This is a genomic window from Sphingomonas sp. ATCC 31555, from assembly GCF_000282895.1.
Classification (GTDB): Bacteria; Pseudomonadota; Alphaproteobacteria; order Sphingomonadales; family Sphingomonadaceae; genus Sphingomonas.
The window spans coordinates 1-25,915 of the sequence record NZ_ALBQ01000028.1 but is presented as its reverse complement, the minus strand read 5'-3'; the positions used below and the strand labels follow the sequence as shown (position 1 = coordinate 25,915).

General features: G+C 67.2%; 30 protein-coding genes and 1 tRNA gene. 15 read left to right on the top strand and 16 right to left on the bottom strand.

Annotated features, from left to right (window positions below):
- Positions 1–90 precede the first annotated feature (90 nt).
- Together hslU and B215_RS0113615 are read left to right on the top strand one after the other, a co-directional pair.
- Positions 91–1,383 (top strand): ATP-dependent protease ATPase subunit HslU, encoded by a 1,293-nt coding sequence (gene hslU, locus B215_RS0113620; RefSeq protein WP_019370201.1) that lies wholly within the window; start codon positions 91–93, stop codon positions 1,381–1,383.
- A gap of 102 nt (positions 1,384–1,485) precedes the next feature.
- The gene (locus tag B215_RS0113615) at positions 1,486–3,603 is read left to right on the top strand and encodes a S9 family peptidase (RefSeq protein WP_019370200.1); all 2,118 of its coding nucleotides are present in this window, start codon (positions 1,486–1,488) and stop codon (positions 3,601–3,603) included.
- Between the two features lie 148 nt (positions 3,604–3,751).
- On the opposite strand, the gene B215_RS0113610 is transcribed toward B215_RS0113615, so the two are convergent.
- From B215_RS0113610 to B215_RS0113590, 5 genes are all read right to left on the bottom strand, one after another.
- Positions 3,752–4,153, bottom strand: a complete 402-nt coding sequence (locus B215_RS0113610; protein ID WP_019370199.1) for a hypothetical protein — start codon at positions 4,151–4,153, stop codon at positions 3,752–3,754.
- 45 nt (positions 4,154–4,198) lie between these two features.
- A complete protein-coding gene (gene gloB / locus B215_RS0113605; protein WP_019370198.1) occupies positions 4,199–4,933 on the bottom strand; it encodes a hydroxyacylglutathione hydrolase in 735 nt (244 codons plus the stop codon).
- 4 nt (positions 4,934–4,937) lie between these two features.
- Positions 4,938–5,372 (bottom strand): VOC family protein, encoded by a 435-nt coding sequence (locus tag B215_RS0113600; protein WP_019370197.1) that lies wholly within the window; start codon positions 5,370–5,372, stop codon positions 4,938–4,940.
- A 64-nt stretch (positions 5,373–5,436) separates the two neighbouring features.
- Positions 5,437–6,264 carry a tetratricopeptide repeat protein gene (locus B215_RS0113595; protein ID WP_019370196.1) on the bottom strand — a complete coding sequence of 276 codons (828 nt, stop codon included), beginning with the start codon at positions 6,262–6,264 and terminating at the stop codon, positions 5,437–5,439.
- Entirely contained in the window at positions 6,240–6,971 is a 732-nt protein-coding gene (locus B215_RS0113590; RefSeq protein WP_019370195.1) for an alpha/beta fold hydrolase, read from the bottom strand. The genes B215_RS0113595 and B215_RS0113590 overlap by 25 nt, the downstream gene beginning before the upstream one ends.
- Positions 6,972–7,077: 106 nt before the next feature.
- Here B215_RS0113590 and B215_RS22015 point away from each other — a divergent pair, with 106 nt between their 5' ends.
- Positions 7,078–7,209 (top strand): hypothetical protein, encoded by a 132-nt coding sequence (locus B215_RS22015; protein WP_269083843.1) that lies wholly within the window; start codon positions 7,078–7,080, stop codon positions 7,207–7,209.
- A 5-nt stretch (positions 7,210–7,214) separates the two neighbouring features.
- Here B215_RS22015 and B215_RS0113580 read toward each other — a convergent pair whose 3' ends face one another.
- The 3 genes from B215_RS0113580 to ypfJ form a co-directional block, all read right to left on the bottom strand.
- Positions 7,215–8,261, bottom strand: coding sequence for a M48 family metallopeptidase (locus tag B215_RS0113580; protein ID WP_019370193.1), 1,047 nt, complete (start codon positions 8,259–8,261; stop codon positions 7,215–7,217).
- A gap of 33 nt (positions 8,262–8,294) precedes the next feature.
- A complete protein-coding gene (locus B215_RS0113575) occupies positions 8,295–9,374 on the bottom strand; it encodes a YjgN family protein (RefSeq protein WP_019370192.1) in 1,080 nt (359 codons plus the stop codon).
- Between the two features lie 62 nt (positions 9,375–9,436).
- On the bottom strand, positions 9,437–10,327 hold the full coding sequence (ypfJ, locus tag B215_RS0113570; protein WP_019370191.1) for a KPN_02809 family neutral zinc metallopeptidase: 891 nt from the start codon (positions 10,325–10,327) through the stop codon (positions 9,437–9,439).
- A gap of 123 nt (positions 10,328–10,450) precedes the next feature.
- Between ypfJ and B215_RS0113565 the strand changes: the two genes are divergently transcribed.
- The 5 genes from B215_RS0113565 (at position 10,451) to B215_RS22010 (ending at position 14,596) form a co-directional block, all read left to right on the top strand.
- Positions 10,451–11,599: a patatin-like phospholipase family protein gene (locus tag B215_RS0113565; RefSeq protein ID WP_026009245.1), complete on the top strand. Its 1,149-nt coding sequence runs from the start codon at positions 10,451–10,453 to the stop codon at positions 11,597–11,599.
- A 10-nt stretch (positions 11,600–11,609) separates the two neighbouring features.
- Positions 11,610–12,395: a 3-hydroxybutyrate dehydrogenase gene (locus B215_RS0113560; protein WP_019370189.1), complete on the top strand. Its 786-nt coding sequence runs from the start codon at positions 11,610–11,612 to the stop codon at positions 12,393–12,395.
- Complete coding sequence (locus B215_RS0113555) at positions 12,392–13,024, top strand: DUF4893 domain-containing protein (RefSeq protein WP_037513766.1); 633 nt, start codon at positions 12,392–12,394, stop codon at positions 13,022–13,024. Before B215_RS0113560 ends, B215_RS0113555 begins: the two co-directional genes overlap by 4 nt.
- A gap of 52 nt (positions 13,025–13,076) precedes the next feature.
- Entirely contained in the window at positions 13,077–14,384 is a 1,308-nt protein-coding gene (locus B215_RS0113550) for an amidohydrolase (RefSeq protein WP_019370187.1), read from the top strand.
- Positions 14,385–14,467: 83 nt separating this feature from the next.
- Positions 14,468–14,596, top strand: coding sequence for a hypothetical protein (locus tag B215_RS22010; protein WP_019370186.1), 129 nt, complete (start codon positions 14,468–14,470; stop codon positions 14,594–14,596).
- A gap of 25 nt (positions 14,597–14,621) precedes the next feature.
- On the opposite strand, the gene B215_RS0113540 is transcribed toward B215_RS22010, so the two are convergent.
- From B215_RS0113540 to B215_RS0113515, 6 genes are read right to left on the bottom strand one after another with little or no spacing between them, the layout of a single operon-like run.
- Positions 14,622–15,284 (bottom strand): glutathione S-transferase family protein, encoded by a 663-nt coding sequence (locus B215_RS0113540; RefSeq protein WP_019370185.1) that lies wholly within the window; start codon positions 15,282–15,284, stop codon positions 14,622–14,624.
- A complete protein-coding gene (locus B215_RS0113535) occupies positions 15,281–16,057 on the bottom strand; it encodes a VOC family protein (RefSeq protein ID WP_026009244.1) in 777 nt (258 codons plus the stop codon). The genes B215_RS0113540 and B215_RS0113535 overlap by 4 nt, the downstream gene beginning before the upstream one ends.
- 27 nt (positions 16,058–16,084) lie before the next feature.
- Positions 16,085–16,441, bottom strand: coding sequence for a DUF1428 domain-containing protein (locus B215_RS0113530; protein WP_026009243.1), 357 nt, complete (start codon positions 16,439–16,441; stop codon positions 16,085–16,087).
- A gap of 12 nt (positions 16,442–16,453) precedes the next feature.
- Positions 16,454–17,125, bottom strand: a complete 672-nt coding sequence (locus B215_RS0113525; protein ID WP_019370182.1) for a glutathione S-transferase family protein — start codon at positions 17,123–17,125, stop codon at positions 16,454–16,456.
- 17 nt (positions 17,126–17,142) lie between these two features.
- The gene (locus B215_RS0113520; protein ID WP_019370181.1) at positions 17,143–17,373 is read right to left on the bottom strand and encodes a DUF4287 domain-containing protein; all 231 of its coding nucleotides are present in this window, start codon (positions 17,371–17,373) and stop codon (positions 17,143–17,145) included.
- A gap of 19 nt (positions 17,374–17,392) precedes the next feature.
- Entirely contained in the window at positions 17,393–17,824 is a 432-nt protein-coding gene (locus B215_RS0113515) for a VOC family protein (RefSeq protein WP_019370180.1), read from the bottom strand.
- 77 nt (positions 17,825–17,901) lie between these two features.
- Between B215_RS0113515 and B215_RS0113510 the strand changes: the two genes are divergently transcribed.
- A complete protein-coding gene (locus tag B215_RS0113510; protein WP_019370179.1) occupies positions 17,902–18,585 on the top strand; it encodes a winged helix-turn-helix transcriptional regulator in 684 nt (227 codons plus the stop codon).
- Between the two features lie 79 nt (positions 18,586–18,664).
- Positions 18,665–19,669, top strand: coding sequence for a cobaltochelatase subunit CobS (cobS, locus tag B215_RS0113505; RefSeq protein ID WP_019370178.1), 1,005 nt, complete (start codon positions 18,665–18,667; stop codon positions 19,667–19,669).
- 32 nt (positions 19,670–19,701) lie between these two features.
- Here cobS and B215_RS0113500 read toward each other — a convergent pair whose 3' ends face one another.
- Positions 19,702–20,712 carry a hypothetical protein gene (locus tag B215_RS0113500; RefSeq protein WP_019370177.1) on the bottom strand — a complete coding sequence of 337 codons (1,011 nt, stop codon included), beginning with the start codon at positions 20,710–20,712 and terminating at the stop codon, positions 19,702–19,704.
- Positions 20,713–21,053: 341 nt separating this feature from the next.
- Between B215_RS0113500 and rpsA the strand changes: the two genes are divergently transcribed.
- The 3 genes from rpsA to B215_RS0113485 all read left to right on the top strand — a co-directional run bounded on the left by rpsA (position 21,054) and on the right by B215_RS0113485 (position 23,349).
- A complete protein-coding gene (rpsA, locus tag B215_RS0113495; RefSeq protein ID WP_019370176.1) occupies positions 21,054–22,766 on the top strand; it encodes a 30S ribosomal protein S1 in 1,713 nt (570 codons plus the stop codon).
- Between the two features lie 170 nt (positions 22,767–22,936).
- Positions 22,937–23,215, top strand: coding sequence for an integration host factor subunit beta (locus tag B215_RS0113490; protein ID WP_019370175.1), 279 nt, complete (start codon positions 22,937–22,939; stop codon positions 23,213–23,215).
- Positions 23,216–23,262: 47 nt separating this feature from the next.
- Positions 23,263–23,349 (top strand) — tRNA-Leu (locus B215_RS0113485).
- A 14-nt stretch (positions 23,350–23,363) separates the two neighbouring features.
- Here the strand turns inward: B215_RS0113485 and B215_RS0113480 are convergent.
- Positions 23,364–23,867, bottom strand: a complete 504-nt coding sequence (locus B215_RS0113480) for an NUDIX domain-containing protein (protein WP_019370174.1) — start codon at positions 23,865–23,867, stop codon at positions 23,364–23,366.
- Positions 23,868–23,971: 104 nt separating this feature from the next.
- Here B215_RS0113480 and B215_RS0113475 point away from each other — a divergent pair, with 104 nt between their 5' ends.
- Positions 23,972–25,426: an ABC transporter substrate-binding protein gene (locus tag B215_RS0113475; RefSeq protein WP_019370173.1), complete on the top strand. Its 1,455-nt coding sequence runs from the start codon at positions 23,972–23,974 to the stop codon at positions 25,424–25,426.
- A gap of 10 nt (positions 25,427–25,436) precedes the next feature.
- Complete coding sequence (locus tag B215_RS0113470) at positions 25,437–25,856, top strand: DUF4112 domain-containing protein (RefSeq protein WP_019370172.1); 420 nt, start codon at positions 25,437–25,439, stop codon at positions 25,854–25,856.
- Positions 25,857–25,915 lie beyond the last annotated feature (59 nt).

Sequence of the window (25,915 nt, the reverse complement as noted above, 5' to 3'; positions counted from 1 at the left end):
GGGCGCCCGCTCTCCTCCAAAGACATCGCTCGCGGATGGCGGGCGCCCACCCCTAGCCCCTCCGGCACGCGGAAGGGGAACGAGTAGAACATGAACCAGAACCTCACCCCCAAGACGATCGTCGCCGCGCTCGACGCGCACATCATCGGCCAGAAGGATGCCAAGAAGGCCGTCGCCGTGGCGTTGCGCAACCGGTGGCGCCGGCAGCAGCTCTCCGCCGACCTCCGCGACGAGGTGACGCCGAAGAACATCCTGATGATCGGGCCCACCGGCTGCGGCAAGACCGAGATCAGCCGCCGCCTCGCCAAGCTGGCCGACGCGCCCTTCGTGAAGGTGGAAGCGACCAAGTTCACCGAGGTCGGTTATGTCGGCCGCGACGTCGAGCAGATTGCCCGCGATCTCGTCGAAGAGGCGATCCGCCTCGAGAAGGAGCGCCGCCGCTCTGCCGTGAAGGACAAGGCCGAGGAAGCGGCGATGGGCCGGCTGCTCGACGCGCTGACCGGCAAGGATTCGAGCACCGCCACCCGCGAGGCGTTCAAGCAGCGCTTCAACGAGGGGCTGCTGGATAATACCGAAGTCGAGATCGAGGTCGAGCAGGCGCCGCAGATGCCGTTCGACATCCCCGGCGGCGCGCCGCAGATGATCAACCTGTCGGAGATGATGAAGGGGCTGACCGGCACGCCGCTCAAGCGCCGCAAGCTCAACGTCCGCTCGGCCTGGGAAAAGCTCGTCGAGGAAGAGGCCGACAAGCGCCTCGACCAGGACGAGGTGAGCCGGGTGGCCCTTGCCGATGCGGAAGCGAACGGGATCGTCTTCCTCGACGAGATCGACAAGATCGCCGTGTCCGACGTGCGCGGCGGTTCGGTGAGCCGCGAGGGCGTGCAGCGCGACCTGCTGCCGCTGATCGAGGGCACCACGGTCGCCACCAAGTACGGCCCGATGAAGACCGACCATATCCTGTTCATCGCGAGCGGCGCGTTCCACGTCGCCAAGCCCAGCGACCTGCTGCCCGAGCTGCAGGGCCGCCTGCCGATCCGGGTGGAGCTGAAGGCGCTGACCGAGGAGGACTTCGTCGCGATCCTCTCCGACACCAAGGCGAGCCTGGTGCGGCAATATGCCGCGCTGCTCGGCACCGAGGGCGTCTCGATCGACTTTACCGAGGACGGCATCCGCGCGGTGGCGAAGATCGCCGCCGAGGTGAATGCCGAGGTGGAGAATATCGGTGCCCGCCGCCTGCAGACGGTGATGGAAAAGCTGCTCGAGGAAGTCAGCTTCGAAGCCGAGGACCGCAGCGGCAGCGCCGTGGTGATCGACGCGGCCTATGTCGACAAGCAACTGGCCAGCGTGGCGCGGAACACGGATCTGAGCCGCTACGTGTTGTGATGTTAAATACTAAGCCCCTCCCCCGCAGGGGAGGGGCTTGAGTAGCATCTAGCCCGACGATCTGGCAGGCTCCCCGGCATCGACTCGATTTCCGGGGGAAGTATGCACAAGTTCGTTCTCGCCGCGCTGCTGGCCGGTGCCGCCGCCGCGCCGCTGTTGGCCCAGTCGGGCGCGCCGACGCCGCCAGTGGCAGCCAAGAAGCCCTACACCGTCAAGGCGCCGTTCGGCGCGACGCGCGACGATCCCTATTACTGGCTGCGCGACGATACGCGGAAGAATCCGGAGATGCTGGCCTATCTCGCGGCCGAGAACGCCTATGCCGATGCGGTGCTGGCGAGCGAGAAGCCGCTGGCCGACACGCTGTACCGCGAGATAATCGGCCATATCAAACAGGACGATGCCTCCGTCCCCTACGCCAAGCACGGCTATTTCTATTACACCCGCTTCGATGCCGGCGCCGACTATTCGATCGTGGCGCGGCGCAAGGGCAGCATGACCGCGCCGGAACAGGTGCTGTTCGACCAGCCCGCCATGGCCAAGGGCAAGGGCTTCTTCCAGATCGGCAACTGGGAAGTGAGCCCGGACAATAGCCGCATCGCCTGGGCGGAGGACACGGTCGGACGGCGGCAATATGTGTTGAAGGTGAAGGACATCGCCACCGGCAAGCTGCTTGCCGACACGGTTTCCAACATCGAGGCCGGGCTGGTCTGGTCAGCCGACGGCAAGACCATCTTCTATGTCGAGAAGGATCCGGTGACACTGCTCGGTACGCGGGTGAAGGCGCATGTGCTGGGCACGCCTGCTTCGGCCGACCGGCTCATCTATACCGAGAAGGACGACACCTTCTACATGGGCATCGGCGCGACCAGCGACGAGCGCTATATCTGCATCCAGCTCCATTCGACGGTGAGCGACGAGCAGCGCTGCGCCCCCGCCGCCAACCCGGTGAACTTCACGCCCGTGGCGCCGCGCGAGCGCGACTTCCTGTACAATGCCGATCACCTGGGCGGCCGCTGGATCATCCGCACCAACTGGCAGGCGCCCAACTACCGGATCATGATGGTGCCGGACGCCAAGGCGTCGGCCGGCCGCGCCGCCTGGGCCGATCTGGTGCCGACCAGCGACACCGTGTTCATCGAGAATTTCCAACCCTTCACGCGCTTCCTGGCGATCGAGGAGCGCTCGGGCGGCAACAAGCGGCTGCGGATGCTGACCCCGGCGGGCAAGAGCAGCTTCGTCGAGGCGGACGAGCCGGCCTATGTAATGGAACTAGGCACCAACGCCGAGCCGGCCAGCCCGGTGCTGCGCTATACCTATGGCTCGCTGGTGACGCCGACCACGACCTATGAGGTGGACGCCGCCACCGGCAAACGCACTGTGCTGAAAGTGCAGCCGGTGCCGGGCTATGATGCCACCAAATACGTTACCGAACGCGTCTGGGCGACCGCGCGCGACGGCACCAAGGTGCCGGTGAGCCTGGTCCACGCCAAAAGCTTCAAGAAGGACGGCACCGCGGCGCTGTTCCAGTACGCCTATGGCAGCTACGGCTATTCGACCGATCCGGACTTCAATCCGATGCTGCCGAGCATGCTCGATCGCGGCATGGTCTATGCCATCGCGCATATCCGCGGCGGCCAGGAAATGGGCCGCAAATGGTACGACGACGGCAAGATCTTCCACAAGAAGAACAGCTTCACCGACTTCATCGACGTGACCCGCTTCCTGGTCGAGCAGGGCTATGCCGCCAAGGGCCGAGTGGCGGCGATGGGCGGCAGCGCCGGCGGGCTGCTGATGGGCGCGGTCGCCAACATGGCGCCGCAGGAGTATGGCGCGATCATTGCGCAGGTGCCCTTCGTCGACGTGGTGACGACGATGCTCGACAGCTCGATTCCGCTGACCACCGGCGAGTTCGACGAATGGGGCAACCCGGCCGAGCAGCGCTATTACGACTATATGCTCAGCTACTCGCCCTACGACAATGTCAGCGCCCAGGCGTATCCGGCGATGTATGTCGGCACCGGGCTGTGGGACAGCCAGGTGCAATATTACGAGCCGGCCAAATGGGTGGCGAGGCTGCGCGCAACCAAGACCGACCGGAACCCGCTGGTGTTCCGGGTCAACATGGAAGCCGGCCATGGCGGCAAGTCCGGCCGGTTCGAACGCTACAAGCAGAGCGCGGAATATCTGGCGTTCGCGCTGGGCCAGTTGAAGGTGCAGTAGGAGCAGCGATCATCCTTTCCCGAAAGGGAGAGGATGGGCTCAAATGCGATGGATTCCGTTCCGAAACGCCGTCATTCCCGCGCAGGCGGGGATGACGGCGAAATGGGTGCGCTGCGACTGCCCTGCCTCGCGAGGGCGTGGTGGCACCTCAGCCCGCAGGACGCGTGTACGGCGTGAACTTGCCCAGGCGGCACAGGGCGCTGGGGATGCTGGTGCCCGGCGTGAGCACGCTGAACTGATCGTTGCGGCAGAGCTGGCTGCCGCGCATCACCACGATCACCGTCGTCAGCGGCGCGAGCGACGGGCATTCGGCGACGAGATCGTTGCGATACAGCCGTCCGCCCTGGCGATAGATCAGCGTGCGCGTGTCGATGATCTGGGGGCCGTCGCTCATGCCCGGATTGATGCAATCCTGCTGCTTGCCCGGCACGCGATCGCCCAGCGCGCTGGCAAGTTCGCGGCGCGCCTGGGCATCGCGTTCGGCCTTGTATTCGGCATTCTGCGCACAGCCGGCAAGGGCGAGCCCGGCGAACATGATGGCGAAACGCATCCTCTCTCTCCCTCGGCCTGTGCGGCCGTACGCCATACCTACGACTCAGCCGGCAAAACTATCCTTCGCTGCCCGCCGTTCGGCAAGAATGGCTGCATTCGGTGCGCGGAGAAAGGGGTTGGTCGCGCGTTCGGCCGCGATCGTGGTGGGGACGGTGGCCTCGCCGGCGGCGCGCAGCCGCTCGACCTCCGCCATGCGGGTGGCGATCGCTGCATTGTCCGGCTCGGCGACCAGCGCATAGCGGGCGTTCGACAGCGTATATTCGTGCGCGCAATAGACCCGGGTTTCGCCCGGCAGCGCGGCGAGGCGCTGCATGTTGGCGAACATCTGGTCCGCCGTGCCCTCGAACAGCCGGCCGCAGCCCATCGCGAACAGCGTGTCGCCGACGAAGATCACCGCGTCGTCGGCAAAGTGATAGGCGATATGGCCGGCGGTATGGGCCGGCACTTCCAGCACCGCGGCGATATGCGCGCCGATCGCCACCGTGTCGCCTTCGCCCACCAGCCGATCGGCGGTGGGGATGCGCGCGGCTTCGGCGGCGGGGGCGATCACGGTACAGCCCGTTGCCGCCTTGAGCCCGGCATTGCCGCCGGTGTGATCGGGATGCCAATGCGTGTTCCAGATCGCCGTCAGCGTCCAGCCGCGCTCGGCGAGCGCCACCTGCACCGGCTCCGCCTGGGCGGGATCGACAACGATCGTCTCGCGCGAGACGGGATCGTGCGCCAGCCAGACATAGTTGTCGCTGAGCGCGGGGATGCGGACGATCTGGAGCGCGGGCATCGGCTTACCACTCGCCGGTATTGGGCATCGACGCCCAGGGCTCCTGCGGCGGCAGCGTGCCCTTCTGCAGCAGTTCGATCGAGATCGCGTCGGGCGTGCGGACAAAGGCCATATGGCCGTCGCGCGGCGGGCGATTGATCGTCACGCCGGCGTCCCGCAGCTTCTGGCAGGTGGCGTAAATATCGTCGACCTGAAAGGCGAGATGGCCGAAATTGCGGCCGCCGCCATAGGTTTCCGGATCCCAGTTATGGGTCAGTTCCACCTCCGCGCGGCCACGGCCGGTTTCGGGATCGATGTCTGCCTCGGCGGCGAGGTAGATCAGCGTGAAGCGCCCTTTCTCGCTGGTGATGCGATGCGTTTCCTTCAGGCCCAGCAGCTCGAAAAAGGCGATCGACGCGTCCGGGTCGGTGACGCGGATCATGGTGTGCAGAAACTTCACGGGGCGCTCCCTGGATTGATCTTGCCCGCCAGATAGGGAGCGTCGCCCGTGCGTGCCAGCCCGGTTAGGGCGCGGGAGGCGGATCGAACTGCGCCAGCGCGGCGCGGGCGGCACTGGCCTGGGGACTGCCCGGCGCGGCGGTGACGACCTTGTTCCAGGCGGTGCGCGCGGCGGCCTCGTCGCCGGCCGCGGCGGCGATGTTGCCGGCCTCCAGCTGTACCGAGGCGTCGTCGCCGGCGCGCTTCACCGCCTCCGCGATGTCCTTCTGCGCGCGGGGCAGATCGTGCATGCGGCGGGCGAGCGTGGCGGACAGCAGCCAGGCGAGCGGATCGTCGCCGGCCTTGGCGATCGCGACATCGATATCGGCGCGGGCGCCGGCATTCTCGCCCGAGGCGACCGCGGCGCGGGCGCGATCCAGATAGGCCTCGCCCAGCGCCAGCCCGGTAAGCTGCCCGCTGGCGAGCGCCGCGTTGAAGCCGGCTCGGGCCTTGGCCGGGTTCTTGGCGGCGAGCCAGGCATTGCCTGCCTGCGTCCAATAGGTGGCGGCGCGGGCGCCGTCCCGCGCGTTCTCCGCCTCGCCGGCGGCCTCTTCAAACGCGCTGGCGGCGGATTCCCAGCGCGCCTGGTTGGCATATGCGACGGCGAGGCACTGGCGCGCAAACATGCCGCCATTCTCGCCGCGCCACTTCACCGCATCGTCGATCGCGGCACTCGGGTTGCCGGTGGCGAGATCCATGCACTTGGTGAAGCGCGGTGGTTCCCCGGCGGGCGCCGCAGCGGCGGCCTTTTCGGCGGCGGCGCGGGCGCGCTCGGCATCGCGCAGCACCGGGCCAGCCTTGGGCGCGACCGATGCCTGGTCCTGGGCGATCAGCAGGAGGAGGGGGAGCAGCATGCAGTCAGAACTTCCTCAGTGGCGCGAAGCAGCAGGCGGATGTCCGCATCGCGCGACAGCCGATGGTCGCCGTCCTTGACCAGGCATGTCTGCACCTGATCTGAACGGATCGTCTCGGCGATGCGCAAGGCAAGTTCCCATGGGACTTCCGCGTCGCGCTGCCCCTGGAGCAGGCGGGCGGGGCCGTCGAACGGGATCGGCGCATCCAGCACCAGGTTGGCCTCGCCCGATTCCCAGAAGGCGCGGGTGGTGACCATGGGTTCGTCCGAATAGTCGCTGGGCTGTTCCAGCCGGCCCGCGGCCTGGAGCTGCTGTTTCTCCGCATCGGTGAAGCCCCAGCGGGTGAAGTCGGGCGCGGCGGCGATGCCGACCATGCCGACGACGCGCTCCGGTCGCGCCAGCGCCGCCAGCAGCATGATCCAGCCGCCCATCGACGATCCCACCAGCACCACCGGCCCTTCGATTACCGAATCGATCATCGCCAGCGCGTCGTCGCGCCAGCCGGCCAGCGTCTGCGCCTCGAACGCGCCGGGGCTTTCGCCGCAGCCAGCATAATCGAAGCGGAGGAAGGCCTGGCCGCGCGCCTGTGCCCAGGCTTCCAGCGCCAGCACCTTCGATCCCTGCATGTCCGAACGATAGCCGGGCAGGAACAGGATGGTGGGGGAGGCGCCGGGGCTGTGGCGAAGGGCGAGATCGGGAGCGTGCATCGGCGCGGTGTAGCCGCTCGGCGCGCGCGGGGCCAGCGATGGAGGCGATCACAGCCATCCAGATTTCCGGTGAGACTTGTATCGCCCGCGCACCCATATTGGTGCCATGAAACAGGTAGAGAAAGCCATCGCCCTCCCGGTTCGCCGGTTCGTCAGCGGCCCGCAGCTCGCCTTCGGTGCGGCGATCGCCGTGTCCGGACTGACGGTGCTGGCGGGGAAGCTGCTCGCGCTGGCCTGATCGCGCTATTGCTGCCGGGTCCCGCAGATGGTGCGTAGCGCCTGCCATTGGGCCGGGTTGAGCGCGGGCGTATAGGCGGCACCCGGCCGAGCGCTGGCGGCAAAGCGCCGCTCGCGCGCCGAGGACAGCGGATGCGACCCCAGATAGTTGATCATGAGCGCGCCGCCCCCGGGCTGCTCCTCCTGCCTGGCCAGCCGGGCGAACAGCGCAGCGGTGGGGTGCGGCGAGATATTGGCCGCCTGCAGATGCCCGATGGCATAGCCGTCCGCCCCCATTTCCGCCTTTCGGGAATAGTTGGCGTTGAGCAGCGCCTGGCTGTAGCCGCTGACGTTGCTGTCGATGCCGCCGAACAGCAGGCCCAGACCGAATTGGCGGATGAGGGACTCCATGCCGTCGCGATGCGCGACATGGCCCAGTTCGTGGCTGAGCACGCCGGCCACCTCGTCGGGCGATTGCGCGCTCTGCATGAGCCCGTCGAACAGCACCACCTGGCCGCCCGGAAAGGCGACCGCGTTGATCATCGGCGCACGGACGATGCGGATCGTGACATTGCCCTGCTTCCCCAGACGCTCGCCGAGCGCCCGCAGCGCAGCATCGCCCTGCGGCGTGGAACAGGCATAGGCGCCGAAATTGCCGACCATCAGCCGGCCCATCCGCTGTTCCATCGATTGGGGGATCAGGCGCGCGATCAGCGGCGGCAGCTTGAGCGTGAAGGCGACGACCAGCACCGCGATCACCGCCAGCACGACGACCGATCGCCAGAGGCCGAAATGATCGATCCACGCGCCGTATCGCGACGCCTTGGGCAACTGCACGGCGATTTCGGACGGAGGAAATTCCAGGAAGCTGATCCGCCAGCCCGGCCGCCCCTTCAACCCGTACACGCGTTCCCGGGCGGAGTGGCCCTGATGGACGAGATCGGCAAAGGCATAGGGGCCCGGATCCGCACCCTGGCCTTCCAGCGTGAACCAACCATCCCGGGCTGCGAGCACGAGCCGGGGCTCGCGGCGTCCGCCGGTCTGCCCGTCATAATGCCCCACATACACGTCCATCGCGCTTCCCTTTAGACCGCCTTCCCGTCCTTCTTAGAACGCTCCCATGTCGAAAGCGTCGAACAGGCCTTCGCCCTGGCCCGGCGCGCGGGTGGTGGACTGGGTGAACTGGTCGAGATCGAGCGTGCCATAGGCCCGCAGGTGCCGGACGAAAAACGCCCAGTTGCGATAGCCGATGAAAATCGATCCGATGCCGAGGGTGCAGACGACCAGGGCGATCGTGCCGAGCATCAGCTTAAGCCAGTCGCCGGTCCGCGCAGTGAATTCGAATTCCAGGTCGCCGAGCGACAGCGCGCCCACCACCTTGCGAAAATAGGCGGAGTAGAAGGAAAGCGCGATCAGCCCGAGCAGGACGAAGAACGTGATGTAGAAGGCAGCGAACAACAGAGCGAAGCCGAGCCCCGGCGCGCGCGGATCGGGGCCCGAAGGCGCGGCCATCACCACGGCAGCGATCCCGGCGATCACCAGCAGGATCGGCATCAGGTAAAACAGCAGGTAGCGGCCGATCAGGCCATTGGTGGTGCCGCGCGACACGAAGGCGAAGGGGCCGAAGCTCATCGCGTTCCAGCGCTTGTTCCACAGGCTGACCAGCGCCCAGGGGACGAGCAGACCCAGCGCCAGAATGCCCACCGCCATCCGCCACAAATAGGAAAGGCCGAAGCGGAAGCCCGGATCGTCGCTGCCACCGCGGATGCCATGCCAGAAGGTGCGGCTGAGGCGATAGCGGAGCGCGCGGAAGATCGCGACACCGCCCAGCGCGAACAGGGTCAGGTACAGCAGGAAGAACAGGGATAGTGCCGCTGCGATGGCTTCGGGACTGCCGCGCGTCGCCAGACCCGCCATCAGCAACTGCACCCCGGCGAGCGGCAGGAATATCGCCGCCATCACCACGATATAGCCGAGGAACAGTTCGCCGCCGGTGCCGGTCCATTCCAGCCGTTCGTCGATGAAACGGGTCTGGCTCCACAGATAGCGGCGGGTGCGGGTGCGCGCCCAGAAATTGTACAGGCCGAACGTGACGATCGTCAGCAGCAGATTGGTAAAGGCGATCGGCGCATAATCGCGCCAGGTGCCGTAGAATTCGAACGCACCGCGATCGTCATACTGACCCATGTTATTCCTCCCCCGGGGCCGCCACCTGACAGCGGCCCCGGGGAAGCGTCAAGCGACAACCCTTACAGCGCGGCGTTGAACGTGTCGCACTGGCGCGGGTCGCCGGTTTCCAGCCCGCGCTTCAGCCATGCCATGCGCTGCTCGGAGGTGCCGTGGGTGAAGCTGTCCGGCACCACGCCGCCGCCCGATTTCCGCTGCAGCGTATCGTCGCCGATCGCGTTGGCGGCGGTCATGCCTTCCTCGATATCGCCGGGCTCCAGCCGGTCACGATTGCGCGCCGCCCAGACGCCGGCATAGCAATCGGCCTGGAGTTCGAGGCGGACGGAGAGGCGATTGCCTTCCGCCTTCGTGCCGCGTGCCTGGGCCTGCGAAACCTCGCTTGCGGTGCCGAGCAGATCCTGGACGTGGTGGCCCATTTCATGCGCGATCACATAATCGCGGGCGAAGTCGCCCTTGGCGCCGAAGCGGGATTCCAGCTCCTGGAAAAAGGCGGTGTCGAGGTAGACGCCATCGTCGCTGGGGCAATAGAAGGGGCCGACCGCCGAAGTGGCCGATCCGCAGCCGGTCTGTGCGCCGCCGGCGAAGAAGTTGATCGTCGCCGGGCGATAATCGCCGCGGCCCATTTCGCGGAAGATCGCCGCCCAGGTCTGATCGGTGCTGCGCATCACGCGGCAGGCCTCCAGCCGGCGCTCGTCGACGCGGCAGACCTGCTGGCCGGACTGGCCGGCGGTGGGTGACTGGCTGCCGCCGCCGCCGGTGGTGCCCAGCATGCCGCCGCCGCCGCCCAAGCCGAACATCACCAGCGCGATGATGCCGACCAGCACGATGCCGCCACAGCCCATGCCGCGGCCGAGGAACAGCGGCAGCAGTCCCAGCAGCGGAAAGCCGCCGCCCCCGCCGCCCGATCCGAGATCGCGGGCATTGTCGGTTGGATCCAGATCGTCGAGCCGCATCGAGCCTCCCCGTTATTGGTTCGCGCCTACAATGCGCCAATCGGGCGTGCGTTGCACGATGGCGAATGCACGACATGGAAGGTTCGTATTGCCCCGCAGCATGAGATGGCCCACATCGCGGGCATGGCCGATGCCGAGTCCCGCCCGCACCGCCGCCGCCATGCCGCCCCCGGCATGCCGCTGCCCGATACCGTGGCGTTGGTGCTGCAAGGGGGCGGGGCGCTCGGCAGCTTCCAGGGAGGCGTGATCGAGGAACTCGCCGCCGCCGATATTCCGATCGACTGGGTGGCGGGCATTTCGATCGGCGCGATCAATGCGGCGCTGTTCGCCGGCAATCCGCCGGACAAGCGCCTGGGCGCGATCCGCGCCTTCTGGGACCAGGTGACTGCGGCGTTGCCCGATTTCGCGCTGCCGATGAACGACACGCTGCGCGAGATCAGCCATGAATGGGCGGCGGGCATGGTGCTGGTGGGCGGTGTGCCTGGCTTTTTCCGCCCACGGCTCCTGCCGCCGATGTTCGCGCCGCCCGGCACGAAGGAGGCGCTGAGCTTCTACGACACCAGCCCGCTGCGCGACACGCTGGACCGGCTGATCGACTGGGACCTGCTGAACAATGGGCCGGTGCGGCTCGCGGTGGGGGCGGTGAACCTGCACAGCGGCAATTTCCGCTATTTCGACACCCGCGACGAACGGATCGACGCGCGGCACATCATGGCATCTGGTGCGTTGCCTCCCGGGCTGCCGCCGGTGGAGATCGACGGTTGCTGGTATTGGGATGGCGGACTGGTCTCCAATACGCCGCTCACCCATGTCCTCGATCGGCAGGAGGCCGGCATGCTCGTCTTCCAGGTCGATTTGTTCCCCGCCGCGAACGAATTGCCGCGCACGATCATGGACGTGGTTGCGCGCGAGAAGGAAATCCGTTTCTCCAGCCGCACCCGCGCCATTTCGGACGAGCGGCTGCGGCTGCGCAAAGCGCGCGAGACGGTGCGCCAGCTGCTCGATTCGCTTCCCGCCGAGCTTTCCGACACACCCGAGGTGAAGGCGGTGCGCGAGCTGGTGGCCGAACATCCGGTCAACGTGATCCAGCTGATCCACCGCGCCAATGCCTGGGAAGGCGGATCGCGCGATTTCGAATTTTCCGCCCGCACCATGCGCGAGCATTGGGAGGCCGGCCGCGCCGCGGTGGCCCAGACCATGGCCCATTCGCAGCTGGTTGCGCAGAACATCCTCGACGGCAAAACCGCCGCCTTCGATCTTACCAAGCGTTAGGAGACAGCCGATGTTCCTCAAGGGCAAGTCCGCGATCATCACCGGGTCCACTTCCGGCATCGGCCTGGCCTATGCCAAGGCGCTCGCCGCCGAAGGCGCGAACGTGATGATCAACGGCTTTGGCGATGCCGCCGCGATCGAGAAGGAGCGCGCAGCGCTGGCGGAGACGAGTGGCGGGCAGGCCCTGTACGATCCGGCCGACATGACCAAGCCCGATCAGATCGCGGCGATGGTGGCGCGCGCCGAAGCCGAATTCGGCGCGGTGGACATCGCGATTTCCAACGCTGGCATCCAGCATGTCGCGCCGATCGACGAATTCCCGATCGAGAAATGGGACGCGATCCTGGCGATCAACCTCAGCTCGACCTTTCACCTGATGCGGGCGGCGGTTCCGGGCATGAAGGCGCGCAAATGGGGGCGGATCATCTCCACCGCCAGCGCGCACAGCCTGGTGGCGAGCCCGAACAAGGCCGCCTATGTCGCCGCCAAGCACGGGCTGGCCGGCCTTACCAAGACAGTCGCGCTGGAAGTCGCCACGCACGGCATCACGGTGAACTGCATCTCGCCCGGCTATGTCTGGACGCCGCTCGTCGAGAACCAGATCCCCGATACGATGAAGGCGCGGGGCCTGACGCGCGATCAGGTGATCAACGACGTGCTGCTGGATGCGCAGCCGACCAAGCAGTTCGTGCTGCCGGAACAGGTGGCGGCGATGGCGGTGTTCCTGTGCCGCGACGAAGCCGCGCAGATCACCGGATCCAACTATTCGATCGACGGCGGGTGGACCGCGGCATGATCGTGCGCAGCCTGGTTGCGGCGGCCGCGCTCGCGGCGATGCTGGGCGGATGCGGCGTCTATCGAGAGGCGACGACGTCGCAGATCGATACCAGCGGCACCTGGCGCCAGGTGGCTACCGACGTCGATCGTGAGCGGCTGCGCAAGTGGCGCGATGCCTGGGACGAGGCGTTGCCGCTGGCGCGGGCCGCGAACGCCGCGGCGATCGACGCCGATCCCCTGCTGTTCGATCCCGATCGTGCACTGGGCGAGGCGATGCCGCCCGTGGGCGCCTATCGGTGCCGCACCTACAAGCTGGGCGGGGACGGACCAGCCGTGTCGCCGCTGACGATCGGGCAATGGCAACCCTGTGCGCTGACCCAGGAAGGGCCGGTGCGGCATTTCCGTGTCAGCGGCGGGGTGCAGCGCGCCGAAGGCGATATCTTTCCCGAAACGACCGCCCGGGTGATCTTCATCGGTACGCTGGAAATCGGCGATGAAAGCGCGCCGCTGCGCTACGGCATCGACAATGCCCGCGACCTGCTGGGCTATGGCGAGCAGATCGAGACGCGCCGCTGGCGGTTCGTTGTGCCGTATCCACGCTTCGAATCGAAGCTGGACGTGGTGGAAATGGTGCCGGCGGGCGTTTGACAGTGAAGCGGGGGCAGGAGAGACTGCCCTCGATGCTGCAAAAGGGGTCCGCATGTTCCAAGTGTTTCTTTTGGCAGGCGCCATGAGCCTGGCCACGCCCGCTGCCGCGGATCCCGTGCGCGAGGCGACCGCCAAGGCGATGCCGTCGCTGATGACGCTGTATCGCGATCTCCACGCGAACCCCGAGCTGAGCCTGCATGAAGTGAAGACCGCCGCCAAGCTGGCGGCGGCGGCGCGGGATGCGGGCTTTGAAGTGACGGAGAAGGTGGGCGGCACCGGCGTGGTCGCGGTGTTGCGCAACGGCGCCGGCCCGGTGCTGCTGATCCGCGCCGACATGGACGGCCTGCCGGTGACCGAGGATACCGGGCTGCCCTTCGCCTCCAAGGTGCGGGCGGTGACCGATGAGGGGATCGAAAGCGGCGTGATGCACGCCTGCGGCCATGATACCCACATGGCCACGTGGGTGGGCACGCTGGGCAACCTGGCGGCGATGAAGGGCCAGTGGCACGGCACGCTGGTGATGATCGCCCAGCCGGCCGAGGAGCGCGGGCGCGGCGCCAAGGACATGCTGGACGACGGCCTGTTCACCCGCTTTCCCAAGCCCGATTACGCGATCGCCTTTCACGACAGCGCCGGCCAGCCGGCCGGGCAGATCGGCGTGACGCCGGGCTATGCGCTGGCCAATGTCGATTCGGTCGACGTGGTGGTGAAGGGCGTCGGCGGCCACGGCGCCTATCCGCACACCACCAAGGATCCGATCGTCCTCGCCGCGCGGATCGTGACGACGCTGCAGACGCTGGTGTCGCGCGAGATGGATCCGCAGCAGCCGGCGGTGGTGACGGTGGGTGCCATCCATGGCGGATCGAAGCACAACATCATCGGCAACGACGTGACGATGCTGCTCACCGTGCGCAGCTTCACGCCCGAGGCGCGCAAGCAGCTGCTCGACGGCATCGCCCGCGTGGCGCGGGGCGAGGCGATCGCGGCGGGCGTGCCCGAAGACCGGATGCCGGTGGTGACGGTGAAGGACGAATATACCCCCGCTACCTTCAACACCCAGCCGCTCGCCGGCCGGTTGCAGGGGCTGTTTGCCGCCCGCTTCGGCAAGGATCGGGTGGTGGAAACCAAGGCCGTGATGGGCGGCGAGGATTTCAGCCGCTACTGGCTGGCCGATCAGAGCATCCAGAGCACGATCTTCTGGGTCGGCGGCGTGCCGCAGGCGAAGTGGGAAGCCGCGAAGGCCGGCAAGGGAACGCTGCCCTCGCTTCACAGCGCCCAATGGGCACCGGATGCCGAAGCGGTGATCGGCACCGCGACCGAGGCGATGACGGCGGCGGCGCTGGACATCTTGAAGCGATAAGGCCGGCGCCGGGGCGGGCGCGCCGCAACGAACTGCCCGCCCGCGCGTCTTTCCCCCTCAATCTCGAACAGGAGGGGCGCAGCATGGAACGCAATACCGAACCCGTGGAACGACGCGCGCGGAAGGGGCTGGGCAGCGTGGCGGTGATCGTGCTGGTCGTGATCTTCACGATCTTCGTCGGCTACAACATCTACTATATCGTCGCGCCCTGATCGCGATGGGCGCGCAGGATCGAGTTCAGTCTCGATCGGGCGCGCCCAAGGGAAACAGCGGTCGATAGGGGCGCGCATCGTCGACACATTTCGCGATCGACGGACGGGCGAGCAGCCGCGTCCGATAGGTGCGCAGCCGCGCGTGCTCCGCCGCTATCGGATGCACCCAATCGGCATAGAAGAGCGCCGGTGCGGCGGCGCAATCGGCCAGCGTGAACGCTCCGGCGGCAGCCCATTCGCGCGAACCCATCCAGGATTCCAGCCAAGCATAGGCGCGTTCCAGCCTTGCCTTGGCATCGGCCACTTCCAGCGGATCCCGCCGCTCGGGCGGGCGGAGCGCATCGTTCACCACCCGCTGCATCTGGTTCATCACATGATTGTCGAAGATGCGATCGAGCATCCGCACTTCGATCGCGGCGTCGGCATCCGCGGGGATCAGGCGCAGCGGGCCAGGGTGACGATGGTCGAGATGTTCGATGATGACGCTCGATTCGATCACCGGCCGGCCATCGTCGAGCAGCAGCGGAAACTGGGCGAGCGGCCAATGTGCCGCAAGGGCGGCGCCATTTTCCGGCTGATCCTCGCCCAGCCGGCGGAAGCGGAAGGCGGTTCCGTTCTCATAGAGCGGGATCAGCACCTTCCAGGTATAGGCCGAAAAGGGGTGGCCGAACAGGTCGAGCGCCGTCACTCGCCGCCGCTCAACAGGCCAAACAACGCGCCTTCCGGATCGGTCGCCTGCAGCACCCTCGCGCCGCCGGGCACGTCCATCGGGCCGTTGATCACGGTCCCACCCGCCGCGGTGATACGATCCTTCGCCGCATCCACATCGTCGACGCGGAAGTAGAAGCTCCAGCCGGCGGGTGCGCCCGGCGGGCAGCGCATGATCGCGCCGATCGCTTGGCCGCCCTCGGGCCCGATGAAGCTGTATTCGCCCATCTCGCCCATCGGCATCCCGCCCAGACGGGTAAGCCCGAACAGGCGATGATAGAAACCGAGCGCGCCTTCGGCATCCGGCGCCATCAGCTCGTTCCAGCCGACATGGCCGACGCTGTTGTGCTGGAAGGCGGGGCTGGTCGCGCCTTCGGTTGCGCCGCGCATCACGTAAAAGACGATGCCCTGCGGATCGGCGACCATCGCGATCCGGCCGACGCCCGGCGCATCCCATGGCGCGACGATCGTCGTGCCGCCCGCGGCGGCAATGCCGGCGACGGTGGCATCGACATCCTCGACCGCCAGATAGCCGTGCCAGGTCGGGGTGGCGCCGGCGGCGAGCATCGCCTCGTCGAGCTGGAGCATGCCCCCGGCATGGCCATCGGCAGCGTTGAGCATCCGATAGTCGACGCCGCCCGGCGGCGCTTCGCCGACATCCCAGCCGATCACCGCGCTGTAGAAAGCGGCGGCCGCCGCCGCGTCGCGGGTCATCAACTCGTACCACAGAAAGCTGCCATGCGGGTTGGTCATTCCGTCGCCCTCCTTGTTGCTATCCGTTCAGCCCTCGCCACGATCAACAATCGGTTCGAAGCCGCCCCAGAACATGCGCTTTCCGTCGAACGGCATGTCGCAATCCTGCATGTCCGGATCGGCCATCAGCAACTCCCAGCCGGCATCGCGGGTCGCCTTGTCCGGCCAGGTGATCCAGGAGAACACCACCGCCTCGCCCTCCGCGGCCAGCGTCGCGCGATAGAAATCGGTGGTCTCGCCATGGGGCACATCCTTGGCCCAGGCTTCGACGACGCGCAGCGCGCCATGTTGCAGGAACTTGTCCGCCGCGCGCTGCGCCAGATCGGTATAGGCCTGCCGGTTCTCCTCGGGCACCGGCAGCACATAACCATCGATATAGGCCATCATCCTTCTCCTTCAGGCATAGTGCGGCATCTCGGTCTTGAGCTCCGCCAGTTGCGCGCCGATCGCGGCGAGGAAGCCGGGGCGAGCGAGGCAACGGCGCTGATAGGCGGCGAGTGTCGGGTGGCCGTCCAGCAGCGTGCTGCCTTCGAGCGCGCGCAGCGCCGATGCCATCAGCAGGTCGCCGGCGGTGAAGCGCGCCTCCAGATAGTCGCGGTCGCCCAGCGCGTCGGCGAGATGGCCGAGCCGCTTGTCGATCGCCGCGACCAGGCTGGGGCGGCGCAGCTTTGCCCATTCCTCGTCGCGGGCGAAGAGGTTCACATTGCCCCATTCGAACAGCATCGGCTCGATGCTGTTCAGCGCGGCGAACATCCAGCACAGCGCCCGCGCCCGCGCCGCTTCATCCTGCGGCAGCAGCGCCTCGGAGCGCTCGGCAATATGCAGCACGATCGCCCCCGATTCGAACATCCGCACCGCGCCGTCGCGATAGGCTGGCACCTGGCCGAAGGGCTGGTCGGCGAAGTGGCCGGCGGGGCGCCGCACCGCGCTGATCGGGCGGGTGCGATAGCCGATTCCTGCTTCCTCCAGTGCCCAGCGGACGCGGAAATCGCGCACATGGCCGCGGGCGAAATCGGGTACCCAGTCGAAGGTGACGATCTCGATCGGGCTTTCGGGGTCGACGGGCATGGCGCGTTCTCCTCGGTTCAGGCGTCGCCTTCGCGCTTGGCGCCCTTGAGCAGCGCGACGATCGCCATGGCATGGCCATGGCCCAGTCCGAACGCCGCCTCGAGATCGGCGACGATCGCGCCTGCCTTCACCCCGTCGCGGAGCCCCGCTGCATCCGTCCACCCCTTCTCGACGGCATGGCGGCGGAAATCGTCGGGGCGACGGCCGGTCTTGGCCTGGATGTTGTCGAGATAGGCCTGGAACGACATGTCCGTTCTCCCTTGCCGCTCAGGCGGGTTCGGCCGGTGCCATCGCCGCAGCGGCAGCCGCCATGTCCATGTGGAACGGCTCGAAGATATGGCCGTCCGGATCGGTGAAGCTGCGGCCATACATGAACCCCATGTCCTGTACCGGGCGGATGTCGCCCGATCCCCCGGCGCCCGCCGCTTTCTCCACCAGCGCGTCCACCGCCGCGCGATCGTCGAGCGGCAGGGCGATCAGCACCTCCGTCACCGCGCTGGCATCGGCCACGGCGCGCGGGGTGAAGCTCTGGAAGAAGTCGTGATGGAGCAGCATGAAGGTGAGCGATTCCGAAAACACCATCGCGCTGGCGGTCGGCCCGCTGAACCGCTGATCCATGGTGCAGCCGATCGCTGCGTAAAAAGCAGTGGCGCGCGCCACATCGGCAACGGGCAGGTTTACGAACACGGGGTTCGGCATCGTCTTCTCTCCCGGTCGACGCGATTTCGATTCGCGGCCTGCTTGATTCGTGCCCGGTTCGATCCTAAAAAACAACTGTGAAGTTAGAAAAAGTAACTGAAGGCTCCAAGCGCCGCTACGAAGATGCTTGCGGCACCGCGCTGGCGCTGGAATTCCTCGGCGAGCGTTGGGCGCTGCTCATCGTCCGCGAACTGCTGCTCGGCCCGCGGCGCTTCGGCGAGATCCGCACCGGGCTGCCCGGGCTCAGCGCCAATGTGCTCACGCAGCGGCTCGCCGGGCTCGAGGCGGACGGGATCGTCGTGCGCGAGAAGCTTCCGCCGCCGGCCAGCGTACAGGTCTATGCGCTGACCCCCTGGGGCTATGAAGCGGAGCCATTGGTGCTGGCGATGGGGCGCTGGGCCCTGCGATCGCCCCGGCACGATCCGACCCAGCCCTTCTCGCGCGTGTCGCTGATGCTCGCGCTGCGGATGCTGCTGCTGCCCGGCAAGGCCGCAGGATGGGCGGGGCGGATCGGCTTCCGCCTGGGAGAGGAGCGCTACCTGGCCACCGTCGCGGACGGCGCGCTCGGCATCGAACGCGGCACGCTCGCCGGCGCCGAAGCGGTGTTCGTTGGCGAACCCAATGATTTTCTGCCGGTGTTGTTCGGCACCATGCCGCTGGCCGCGGCGTTGTCCGAAGGGCGCTTCGGGCTGGAGGGCGATGCAGCCCGCGCCGCCGCGTTCGCCGATCTTTTCCTGCTGCCGCCGAAGATCGCCGCCTGAACCCGCCCTTGGGGACATGCGGTTGCAGTGCGGCAAACAAGCCTCTAGTCCCCGAACGGACTCAAGGATTTTAAGACCCATGGCCGATATCCCCAACACCCAGCCCGACAGCCGGGAAACCACGATCCTCGCCGCGCCCGACAAGATGGTGAAGGTGCGCGACCTGTTCGGGATCGACATCGACATGGAAGTGCCCGCGTTCAGCGAGGCGGACGAGCGCGTGCCCGATCTGGACCCCGCCTATGTGTTCGATCCGGACACCACCCTCGCGGTCCTGGCCGGCTTCGCGCACAATCGCCGCGTGATGATCCAGGGCTATCACGGCACCGGCAAATCCTCGCACATCGAGCAGGTGGCGGCGCGGCTCAACTGGCCGTGCATCCGCATCAACCTCGACGCGCATATCAGCCGCATCGACCTGATCGGCCGCGATGCGATCGTGCTCAAGGACGGCCAGCAGATCACCGAGTTCCGCGAAGGCCTGCTGCCCTGGGCGCTGCAGACCCCGACGGCTTTGGTGTTCGACGAATATGACGCGGGCCGCCCGGACGTGATGTTCGTGATCCAGCGCGTGCTGGAGACCGAGGGCAAGCTGACCCTGCTCGACCAGAATCGGGTGATCCGCCCGAGCCCCTGGTTCCGCCTGTTCGCCACCGCCAACACGGTGGGCCTGGGCGATACCAGCGGCCTGTATCACGGCACCCAGCAGATCAACCAGGGCCAGATGGACCGCTGGAACATCGTCGTCACGCTCAACTATCTGCCCGCCGCCACCGAGGCGCGGATCGTGCTTGCCAAGTCCGGCGAGTACGACAAGCCGGGCGGCAAGGAGACGGTGGAGAACATGGTTCGCGTGGCCGAGCTGACCCGCCGCGGCTTCATCAACGGTGACATCTCGACGGTGATGAGCCCACGCACGGTGATCACCTGGGCGCAGAACGCGCTGATCTTCGGCGATGTCGGCTTCGCCTTCCGGCTGTCGTTCCTCAACAAGTGCGACGATGCCGAGCGGGCGCAGGTGGCGGAATATTACCAGCGCGTGTTCGGCAAGGACCTGCCGGAGAGCGTCGTCGGGCGGGTCTGATCCCTCCCTGGCTGGAAAGGACGGGTTGTACGTTACGTCTGCCCGTTTTCCAGCCGCCAGCGCAGCGCCCGCACGAACGGCTCCGGATCATCGAGCCGGAAGGCGATGGCGGTGATCGGCGGGCGTGGCCGCAGCAGCGGGCGGCGCGGAATCGGCGTGCCGAGCCGCAGCACCAGGTTCGGCCAGGCGAGCAGCCCGGCGTTCAGCGTGCCCCTGTCCTTCACGAGCGTTGAATCGAACGCCGTCTCCACCGCGGCAATACTGTCATAGCTGGCGAACCGGTCGATCGCGATGCCGGTGCGGATGCGCACGCCTGCCGGGGTCAGCAGTACCGGGCGCAGGCGAAAGGATTTGATCAGCCCGATCATGTAGACCAACCCGACATCGCTCAGCACGAACAGGATATAGGCGGCGAAGGCACTCCAATGCGCGAGCAGCAGATGGTGCACGGCGACTTCGATCGCCTGCAACGCCAGCAGCGTTACGGCCATCGGCGTCAGGTGTCGGTGATAGGCGAAGCCCTGGCACCCTGACGGCACGTCGGGCGCCGCGCCCCAGCGGAACAAGACAAGGTGGAGCAGGCGCAGTTCGGCGGCGGCGAGGCGCACCAGCGCGGGCGGCAGCAGTTCCGATGCGGCGGCGATCCATCGCGCCTGTGACGCCGCACGCCATTGTCTGCGGGCGGCCGCCAGCCCCCAACAGAAATGGACGACCACCAGCACCGCAATCGCCGCGGCAAGGCCGGGCAGGGAGAGCAAGGCCGCGCGTACCGCCGGTGGCGGCACGAACAGCGCTGCGAGGGCAGCCGCCGCCAGCGTCGCGATCACCTTGCGCACCGGGGGACGCCGCCGTTCCGCGCGGGCGATCACGACGAGCAGGCTGGTGTCGCTGGTAATCCACAGGAACAAAAGCCCGGCCGCGAGCGGATGCGCAACGGCGAGCGGGCTGCGCACCGCCAGCGCTGCTCCCAATGCGATCAGAATCGGGGCTGCGCCCAGGAGGATGGCGGATAGCGTTATCGGACGATGCAACGCGACAGCCATGCGGTGTCCCCTTTCCAGCACCAGGAAAATCTAGCAGAAGCAACGCGAAACCACCATGTGCGCCACGCCCCGGAAATGACTCCGGGCCCATGCCGCGCCTTGCGGAATCGCCCCGATGCGGGTATGGCGCGCCCGTCCCGCGAGCGGTTGCTCCCGGAGGTTGGCGATGGAAGCATGCTTCCATGCGCCCTTTTCGCGTTTACGGCGCGAACTGTTTCTCCGTGATCCTTCGTGCGCAGGATGCCGCGACCGGCATTCGGCCGCCGCGGCATTTCTGGCCCTCAAGACCGCCGGATCCAACCGGTTGGCCGGAAAAAACGAACGTTAGGAACCACTTTTTTATGGCCACTACGGCAAACCCCTCCCGCGACGATTTCGCGGCACTGCTCGACGAAACCTTCGGTCAGGCGGACGGCTTTGAAGGCCGCGTCGTGATCGGCACCGTCACCGGCATCGAGAACGACCTCGCCGTCATCGACGTCGGCCTCAAGTCCGAAGGCCGCGTGCCGCTGCGCGAATTCGCAGCCCCCGGCCAGAAGGCGGACCTCAAGGTCGGCGACGAAGTCGAAGTCTATGTCGATCGCGTCGAGAACGCGAACGGCGAAGCGATGCTCAGCCGTGACCGCGCCCGTCGCGAAGCCGCCTGGGACAAGCTGGAAGGCGAATTCGCCCAGAACAGCCGCGTCGAAGGCGTGATCTTCGGCCGCGTGAAGGGTGGCTTCACCGTCGATCTGAACGGCGCCGTGGCCTTCCTGCCGGGCAGCCAGGTCGATATCCGTCCGGTGCGCGACGTCGCCCCGCTGATGGACATCCCGCAGCCCTTCCAGATCCTGAAGATGGACCGCAAGCGCGGCAACATCGTCGTGTCGCGCCGCGCCGTGCTCGAGGAAACCCGCGCCGAGCAGCGTTCGGGCCTGATCCAGAGCCTCGCCGAGGGCCAGGTGATCGACGGCGTCGTCAAGAACATCACCGATTACGGTGCGTTCGTCGACCTGGGCGGCATCGATGGCCTGCTGCACGTCACCGACCTGAGCTACAAGCGCGTCAACCATCCGTCGGAAGTGCTGAACATCGGCGACACCGTTCGCGTTCAGATCATCCGCATCAACCGTGACACGCAGCGCATCTCGCTGGGCATGAAGCAGCTCGAGAGCGATCCGTGGGATGGCGCGAGCGTGAAGTACCCGGTCGGCGCCAAGCTGTCGGGCCGCGTCACGAACATCACCGAATATGGTGCGTTCGTCGAGCTGGAAGCCGGCATCGAGGGCCTGGTTCACGTCTCCGAAATGAGCTGGACCAAGAAGAACGTCCACCCGGGCAAGATCGTCTCGACCAGCCAGGAAGTCGAAGTCGTCGTCCTCGAGGTCGATCAGGAAAAGCGCCGCATCTCGCTCGGCCTCAAGCAGGCCCAGCAGAACCCGTGGGAAAAGTTCGCCGAAGAGCATCCGGTGGGCTCGACCGTCGAGGGCGAAGTCAAGAACGCGACCGAGTTCGGCCTGTTCATCGGCCTGGACAACGACGTCGACGGCATGGTCCACATGTCCGACATCGCGTGGGGCATTTCGGGCGAAGACGCGCTGGCGCTGCACCGCAAGGGCGAAACCGTCACCGCGATCGTTCTCGCCGTGGAGCCGGACAAGGAGCGCATTTCGCTCGGCATGAAGCAGCTTGAGCGTGGTGGCGTCGCCGCTGCCGGCTCGACCGGTGGTGCCGATCGCCTGGGCAAGAACCAGGTCGTCACCGTCACCGTTCTCGAAGTCCGCGATGCGGGCCTCGAAGTGCAGGTTGGCGACGATGGCGCGACCGGCTTCATCAAGCGCACCGATCTCGGCCGCGACCGCGACGAGCAGCGTCCGGAGCGTTTCCAGGTCGGCCAGAAGTTCGACGCGATGGTCACCGGTTTCGACCGTTCCAAGAAGCCGACCTTCTCGGTCAAGGCGATGCAGATTGCCGAAGAGAAGCAGGCAGTTGCGCAGTATGGCTCGTCCGACTCGGGCGCCTCGCTGGGCGACATTCTGGGCGAAGCGCTCAAGGCGCGCGGTCAGAACAACTGATCGGATGGGGTGGGGGCGGTCCAACCGCCCCCATTTCCCGTTCTTTTTTGAATTAAAATCGAAAATTGGTGAATCTTCGGGTTGATGAAGATTGGCCAACAGCGCTAGGGTTTCCTTGGGGATAGCCGCGCGCGACCAGATTGGCCGCGCGCGCCAAGGGAGGGGAGCGGATGATCCGTTCTGAGTTGGTGCAGTTGCTGGTTGATGAGAATCCGGGCCTTTCGGTCCGGGAAGTCGAAAAGATCGTCTCGGTCTTCTTCGACGATATCGTAAGCCGGCTGAGCGAAGATGGTCGCGTCGAGTTGCGCGGCTTTGGTGCGTTTTCGACGCGTGCCCGCGATGCGCGGGTGGGCCGCAATCCGCGGACCGGCGAATCGGTGGAAGTGGATGCCAAGCGCGTCCCCTATTTCAAGCCGGGCAAAGAGATGCGCGCGCGCCTGAACGTGTGATGCGTGCTTGACACGTGGTGCCCGGCAGCGTCTTGGCTGCCGGCCACGCGGACGTGGCGGAACCGGTAGACGCCGGAGACTTAAAATCTTCTGCCCCTCGGGGCGTGCGGGTTCGAGTCCCGCCGTCCGCACCATCGCGCCTGCAGGGTCACCAGTCTGGCGCTGGCGGTCTCGCCTCGCGCCATTCGGCGATCCTGCGGCGGGTGGCGGTGGTGGTATCCGGCGGTAGCGCCTCCGGATCAAACGCCGCCGCATCGGTAATCTCCAGCGACGGGCGGAACGCGAAGCGAACCTCCTCCACCACGGCGAGCGTGACTGTGTCGTGCCGGTAGTTGGGCCGATGGGCGAGTTCGCCCAGCAGGCGCACGCGGCCGTGCGCCACCATGCCGATTTCCTCGCGCAATTCGCGCAGCAGCGCGGCCTCGGCGCTTTCGCCCCGTTCCTGCCCGCCGCCGGGCAGATGCCAGCCCGGCAGATAGCTGTGGCGTATCAGGATCACTGCGCCCGCATCGGTCACGGCGATGGCGCGCACTCCGCGCGTCTGCGGCCGAGTGACGAACCAGCCGATCGTGCGCAGCGCCAGATAGCCGCGCAGCGCGCCGGCAAGCGCGACGGAGACGATCGGGTTGCGGCGCAGGCGGCGTAGATCCATGCCGCCACGGTAGAGGCTGCAGCGCGCCGGCGGAACCCATGGCAGGGGTTGGCAGCCTGTGCCGGCTACCATAGAGGTTGGCCGTCCGTTTTTTCGGGAGTCCGATGGTTCGCCCGCTCTTCCCCCTGATCGCGATCGCGCTCGCCGCCTGCGCCCCCGAAGGGCGGCGCAAGGACGATACGCCGGTGGTGGTCAGCGCGATCGGCAGCGCGGACCTGCTCGTCGATCCGGCGAGCATGGCGATCGACGGCGCGCAATCGGTGGCGATGGCGGCAACCGCGCAGGGGCTGGTGCGCTACGACGCGAACGGCCAGATCGAACCGGCGCTGGCGGAACGCTGGAACGTGTTCGACGATGCCCGCAGCTATATCTTCCGCCTGGGCGAGGCGCACTGGCCGAACGGTCAGCCGGTAACGGCGGGCGAGGTGGTGCGCGCGCTGCGCCGCGCCGTTGCCGCCCGGGCGGGCAATCAGCGGCTCGCGCCCTATCTCGCCGTGATCGATGAGATCGTGGAGATGACGCCGCAGGTGATCGAAGTGCGGCTGAAGCATCCGCGGCCCGATCTGCTCAACTTGTTCGCGCAGCCCGAACTGGCGGTGTTCCGGGGGCGGGGGATCGCCGGTTCCGGGCCGTTCCGCATCGTTCCCGGCCGGCGCGACGGGCTGCTGCTCCGCCCCGCCGAGCAGCCCGGCGACGAACCCGCCGCGAAGCCGGCGCCGGAGGAGCATGTCCGTCTGCGCGGCGAGCGTTCCGCCGCGGCGATCGCCCGGTTCCGCGCCGGCGCATCCGATCTGGTGCTGGGCGGCACGGTGGTCGACTGGCCGATCGTCGGGCATGCGGGGATCGCGCAGGAGAATATCCGCTTCGATCCCGCCATCGGCCTGTTCGGGCTGGCGGTGCTGCACCGCGACGGCTTCCTCGCCACGCCGCAGAACCGCGCCGCCATCGCCATGGCGTTCGATCGCGCCGGGATGACGCGGGCGATCGCACCGAACTGGACTCCGACCGACACGATCCTGCCCGCACAGCTCGATTCGGCGGCGCCACCAGCGCCCGCCGCTTGGGCGACGGTGCCGCCCGACGATCGCCAGGCGCTGGCGGCGCAGCGGGTTCGCGAATGGCGGGCGGTGCATCGCGGGCCGGTCGAGATCGCGCTGGCGCTGCCCTCCGGGCCGGGCGCCACCTTGCTGTGGGGCCATCTCGCCGCCGCGCTGATCCGCGCGGGCATCACGCCGCAGCGCGTGGCCCTTGGCGATCCGCGTGCCGACCTGGAACTGATCGACGCAGTCGCGCCCTATGACAGCGGCCGCTGGTATCTCGCCACCGCCTGCCGCGCCTGTTCGGAGGATACCGCGACGCTGATCGCCGCCGCGCGCGACGCGCCCGATCTGTACAACCGCACCCACCGCATCGCCGAAGCCGATGCGATGCTGGCGAGCGACGTCGCCTTCATCCCGCTCGCCCAGCCGCTGCGCTGGTCGATCGTCGCGCTGCGCCTGTCGGACTGGCAGGGGAACGCGCGCGCCTGGCACCCGTTGAACCACCTCCGCAAGGAATGAGGAACAGGCAATGCCGCGCGCGAAACGATTGGAAGGCAGCTTCATCCATCGCCTGCCGATGGGCACGGACGCGGCGGCGGTGCGCCAGCGGATCGAGGCGATGGAGCATCTGCTCGAACGCAGCCTGACCATCCCCGGCCTGAACCGCAAGGTGGGGCTGGACGTGCTGCTTGATTTCGTCCCCGGCGTCGGCCCCAGCGTGGCGGCTGCGATGGGCGCCTATCTCGCCTTTGAGGCCCGCAATTTGGGCATGCCGAAGCGCACCATCGCTCGCATGGCCGGCAATATCGGCGTCGACTGGGCGCTGGGCATGATCCCGTTCGTCGGCGCGATTCCCGATTACTTCTTCCGCTCCAACACCCGCAATGTTCGACTGATCAAACGCTATCTCGACAAGCACCACCCGGCGAGCCGCGTCATCGACCAGTAACGCGCATCGGTGGCTTAGAGCGGATTTCGACCGCACTGAATCGGTGAGGGATTCCCAAG

Bases quoted from the DNA above. Each gene is read 5' to 3' on its own strand.
- B215_RS0113575 (WP_019370192.1), bottom strand. From the start codon at position 9,374: ATGGGTCAGTATGACGATCGCGGTGCGTTCGAATTCTACGGCACCTGG.
- B215_RS0113500 (WP_019370177.1), bottom strand. From the start codon at position 20,712: ATGGCTGTCGCGTTGCATCGTCCGATAACGCTATCCGCCATCCTCCTG.
- hslU (WP_019370201.1), top strand. From the start codon at position 91: ATGAACCAGAACCTCACCCCCAAGACGATCGTCGCCGCGCTCGACGCG.
- B215_RS0113550 (WP_019370187.1), top strand. From the start codon at position 13,077: ATGTTCCAAGTGTTTCTTTTGGCAGGCGCCATGAGCCTGGCCACGCCC.
- B215_RS0113555 (WP_037513766.1), top strand. From the start codon at position 12,392: ATGATCGTGCGCAGCCTGGTTGCGGCGGCCGCGCTCGCGGCGATGCTG.
- rpsA (WP_019370176.1), top strand. From the start codon at position 21,054: ATGGCCACTACGGCAAACCCCTCCCGCGACGATTTCGCGGCACTGCTC.
- cobS (WP_019370178.1), top strand. From the start codon at position 18,665: ATGGCCGATATCCCCAACACCCAGCCCGACAGCCGGGAAACCACGATC.
- B215_RS0113535 (WP_026009244.1), bottom strand. From the start codon at position 16,057: ATGACCAACCCGCATGGCAGCTTTCTGTGGTACGAGTTGATGACCCGC.
- B215_RS0113610 (WP_019370199.1), bottom strand. From the start codon at position 4,153: ATGCGTTTCGCCATCATGTTCGCCGGGCTCGCCCTTGCCGGCTGTGCG.
- gloB (WP_019370198.1), bottom strand. From the start codon at position 4,933: ATGCCCGCGCTCCAGATCGTCCGCATCCCCGCGCTCAGCGACAACTAT.
- B215_RS0113525 (WP_019370182.1), bottom strand. From the start codon at position 17,125: ATGCCCGTCGACCCCGAAAGCCCGATCGAGATCGTCACCTTCGACTGG.
- B215_RS0113560 (WP_019370189.1), top strand. From the start codon at position 11,610: ATGTTCCTCAAGGGCAAGTCCGCGATCATCACCGGGTCCACTTCCGGC.
- B215_RS0113530 (WP_026009243.1), bottom strand. From the start codon at position 16,441: ATGGCCTATATCGATGGTTATGTGCTGCCGGTGCCCGAGGAGAACCGG.
- B215_RS0113565 (WP_026009245.1), top strand. From the start codon at position 10,451: ATGGCCGATGCCGAGTCCCGCCCGCACCGCCGCCGCCATGCCGCCCCC.
- B215_RS0113480 (WP_019370174.1), bottom strand. From the start codon at position 23,867: ATGGATCTACGCCGCCTGCGCCGCAACCCGATCGTCTCCGTCGCGCTT.
- B215_RS0113580 (WP_019370193.1), bottom strand. From the start codon at position 8,261: ATGGACGTGTATGTGGGGCATTATGACGGGCAGACCGGCGGACGCCGC.
- ypfJ (WP_019370191.1), bottom strand. From the start codon at position 10,327: ATGCGGCTCGACGATCTGGATCCAACCGACAATGCCCGCGATCTCGGA.
- B215_RS0113595 (WP_019370196.1), bottom strand. From the start codon at position 6,264: ATGCTGCTCCCCCTCCTCCTGCTGATCGCCCAGGACCAGGCATCGGTC.
- B215_RS0113475 (WP_019370173.1), top strand. From the start codon at position 23,972: ATGGTTCGCCCGCTCTTCCCCCTGATCGCGATCGCGCTCGCCGCCTGC.
- B215_RS0113470 (WP_019370172.1), top strand. From the start codon at position 25,437: ATGCCGCGCGCGAAACGATTGGAAGGCAGCTTCATCCATCGCCTGCCG.
- B215_RS0113520 (WP_019370181.1), bottom strand. From the start codon at position 17,373: ATGTCGTTCCAGGCCTATCTCGACAACATCCAGGCCAAGACCGGCCGT.
- B215_RS0113515 (WP_019370180.1), bottom strand. From the start codon at position 17,824: ATGCCGAACCCCGTGTTCGTAAACCTGCCCGTTGCCGATGTGGCGCGC.
- B215_RS0113590 (WP_019370195.1), bottom strand. From the start codon at position 6,971: ATGCACGCTCCCGATCTCGCCCTTCGCCACAGCCCCGGCGCCTCCCCC.
- B215_RS0113490 (WP_019370175.1), top strand. From the start codon at position 22,937: ATGATCCGTTCTGAGTTGGTGCAGTTGCTGGTTGATGAGAATCCGGGC.
- B215_RS22015 (WP_269083843.1), top strand. From the start codon at position 7,078: ATGAAACAGGTAGAGAAAGCCATCGCCCTCCCGGTTCGCCGGTTCGTC.
- B215_RS0113615 (WP_019370200.1), top strand. From the start codon at position 1,486: ATGCACAAGTTCGTTCTCGCCGCGCTGCTGGCCGGTGCCGCCGCCGCG.
- B215_RS22010 (WP_019370186.1), top strand. From the start codon at position 14,468: ATGGAACGCAATACCGAACCCGTGGAACGACGCGCGCGGAAGGGGCTG.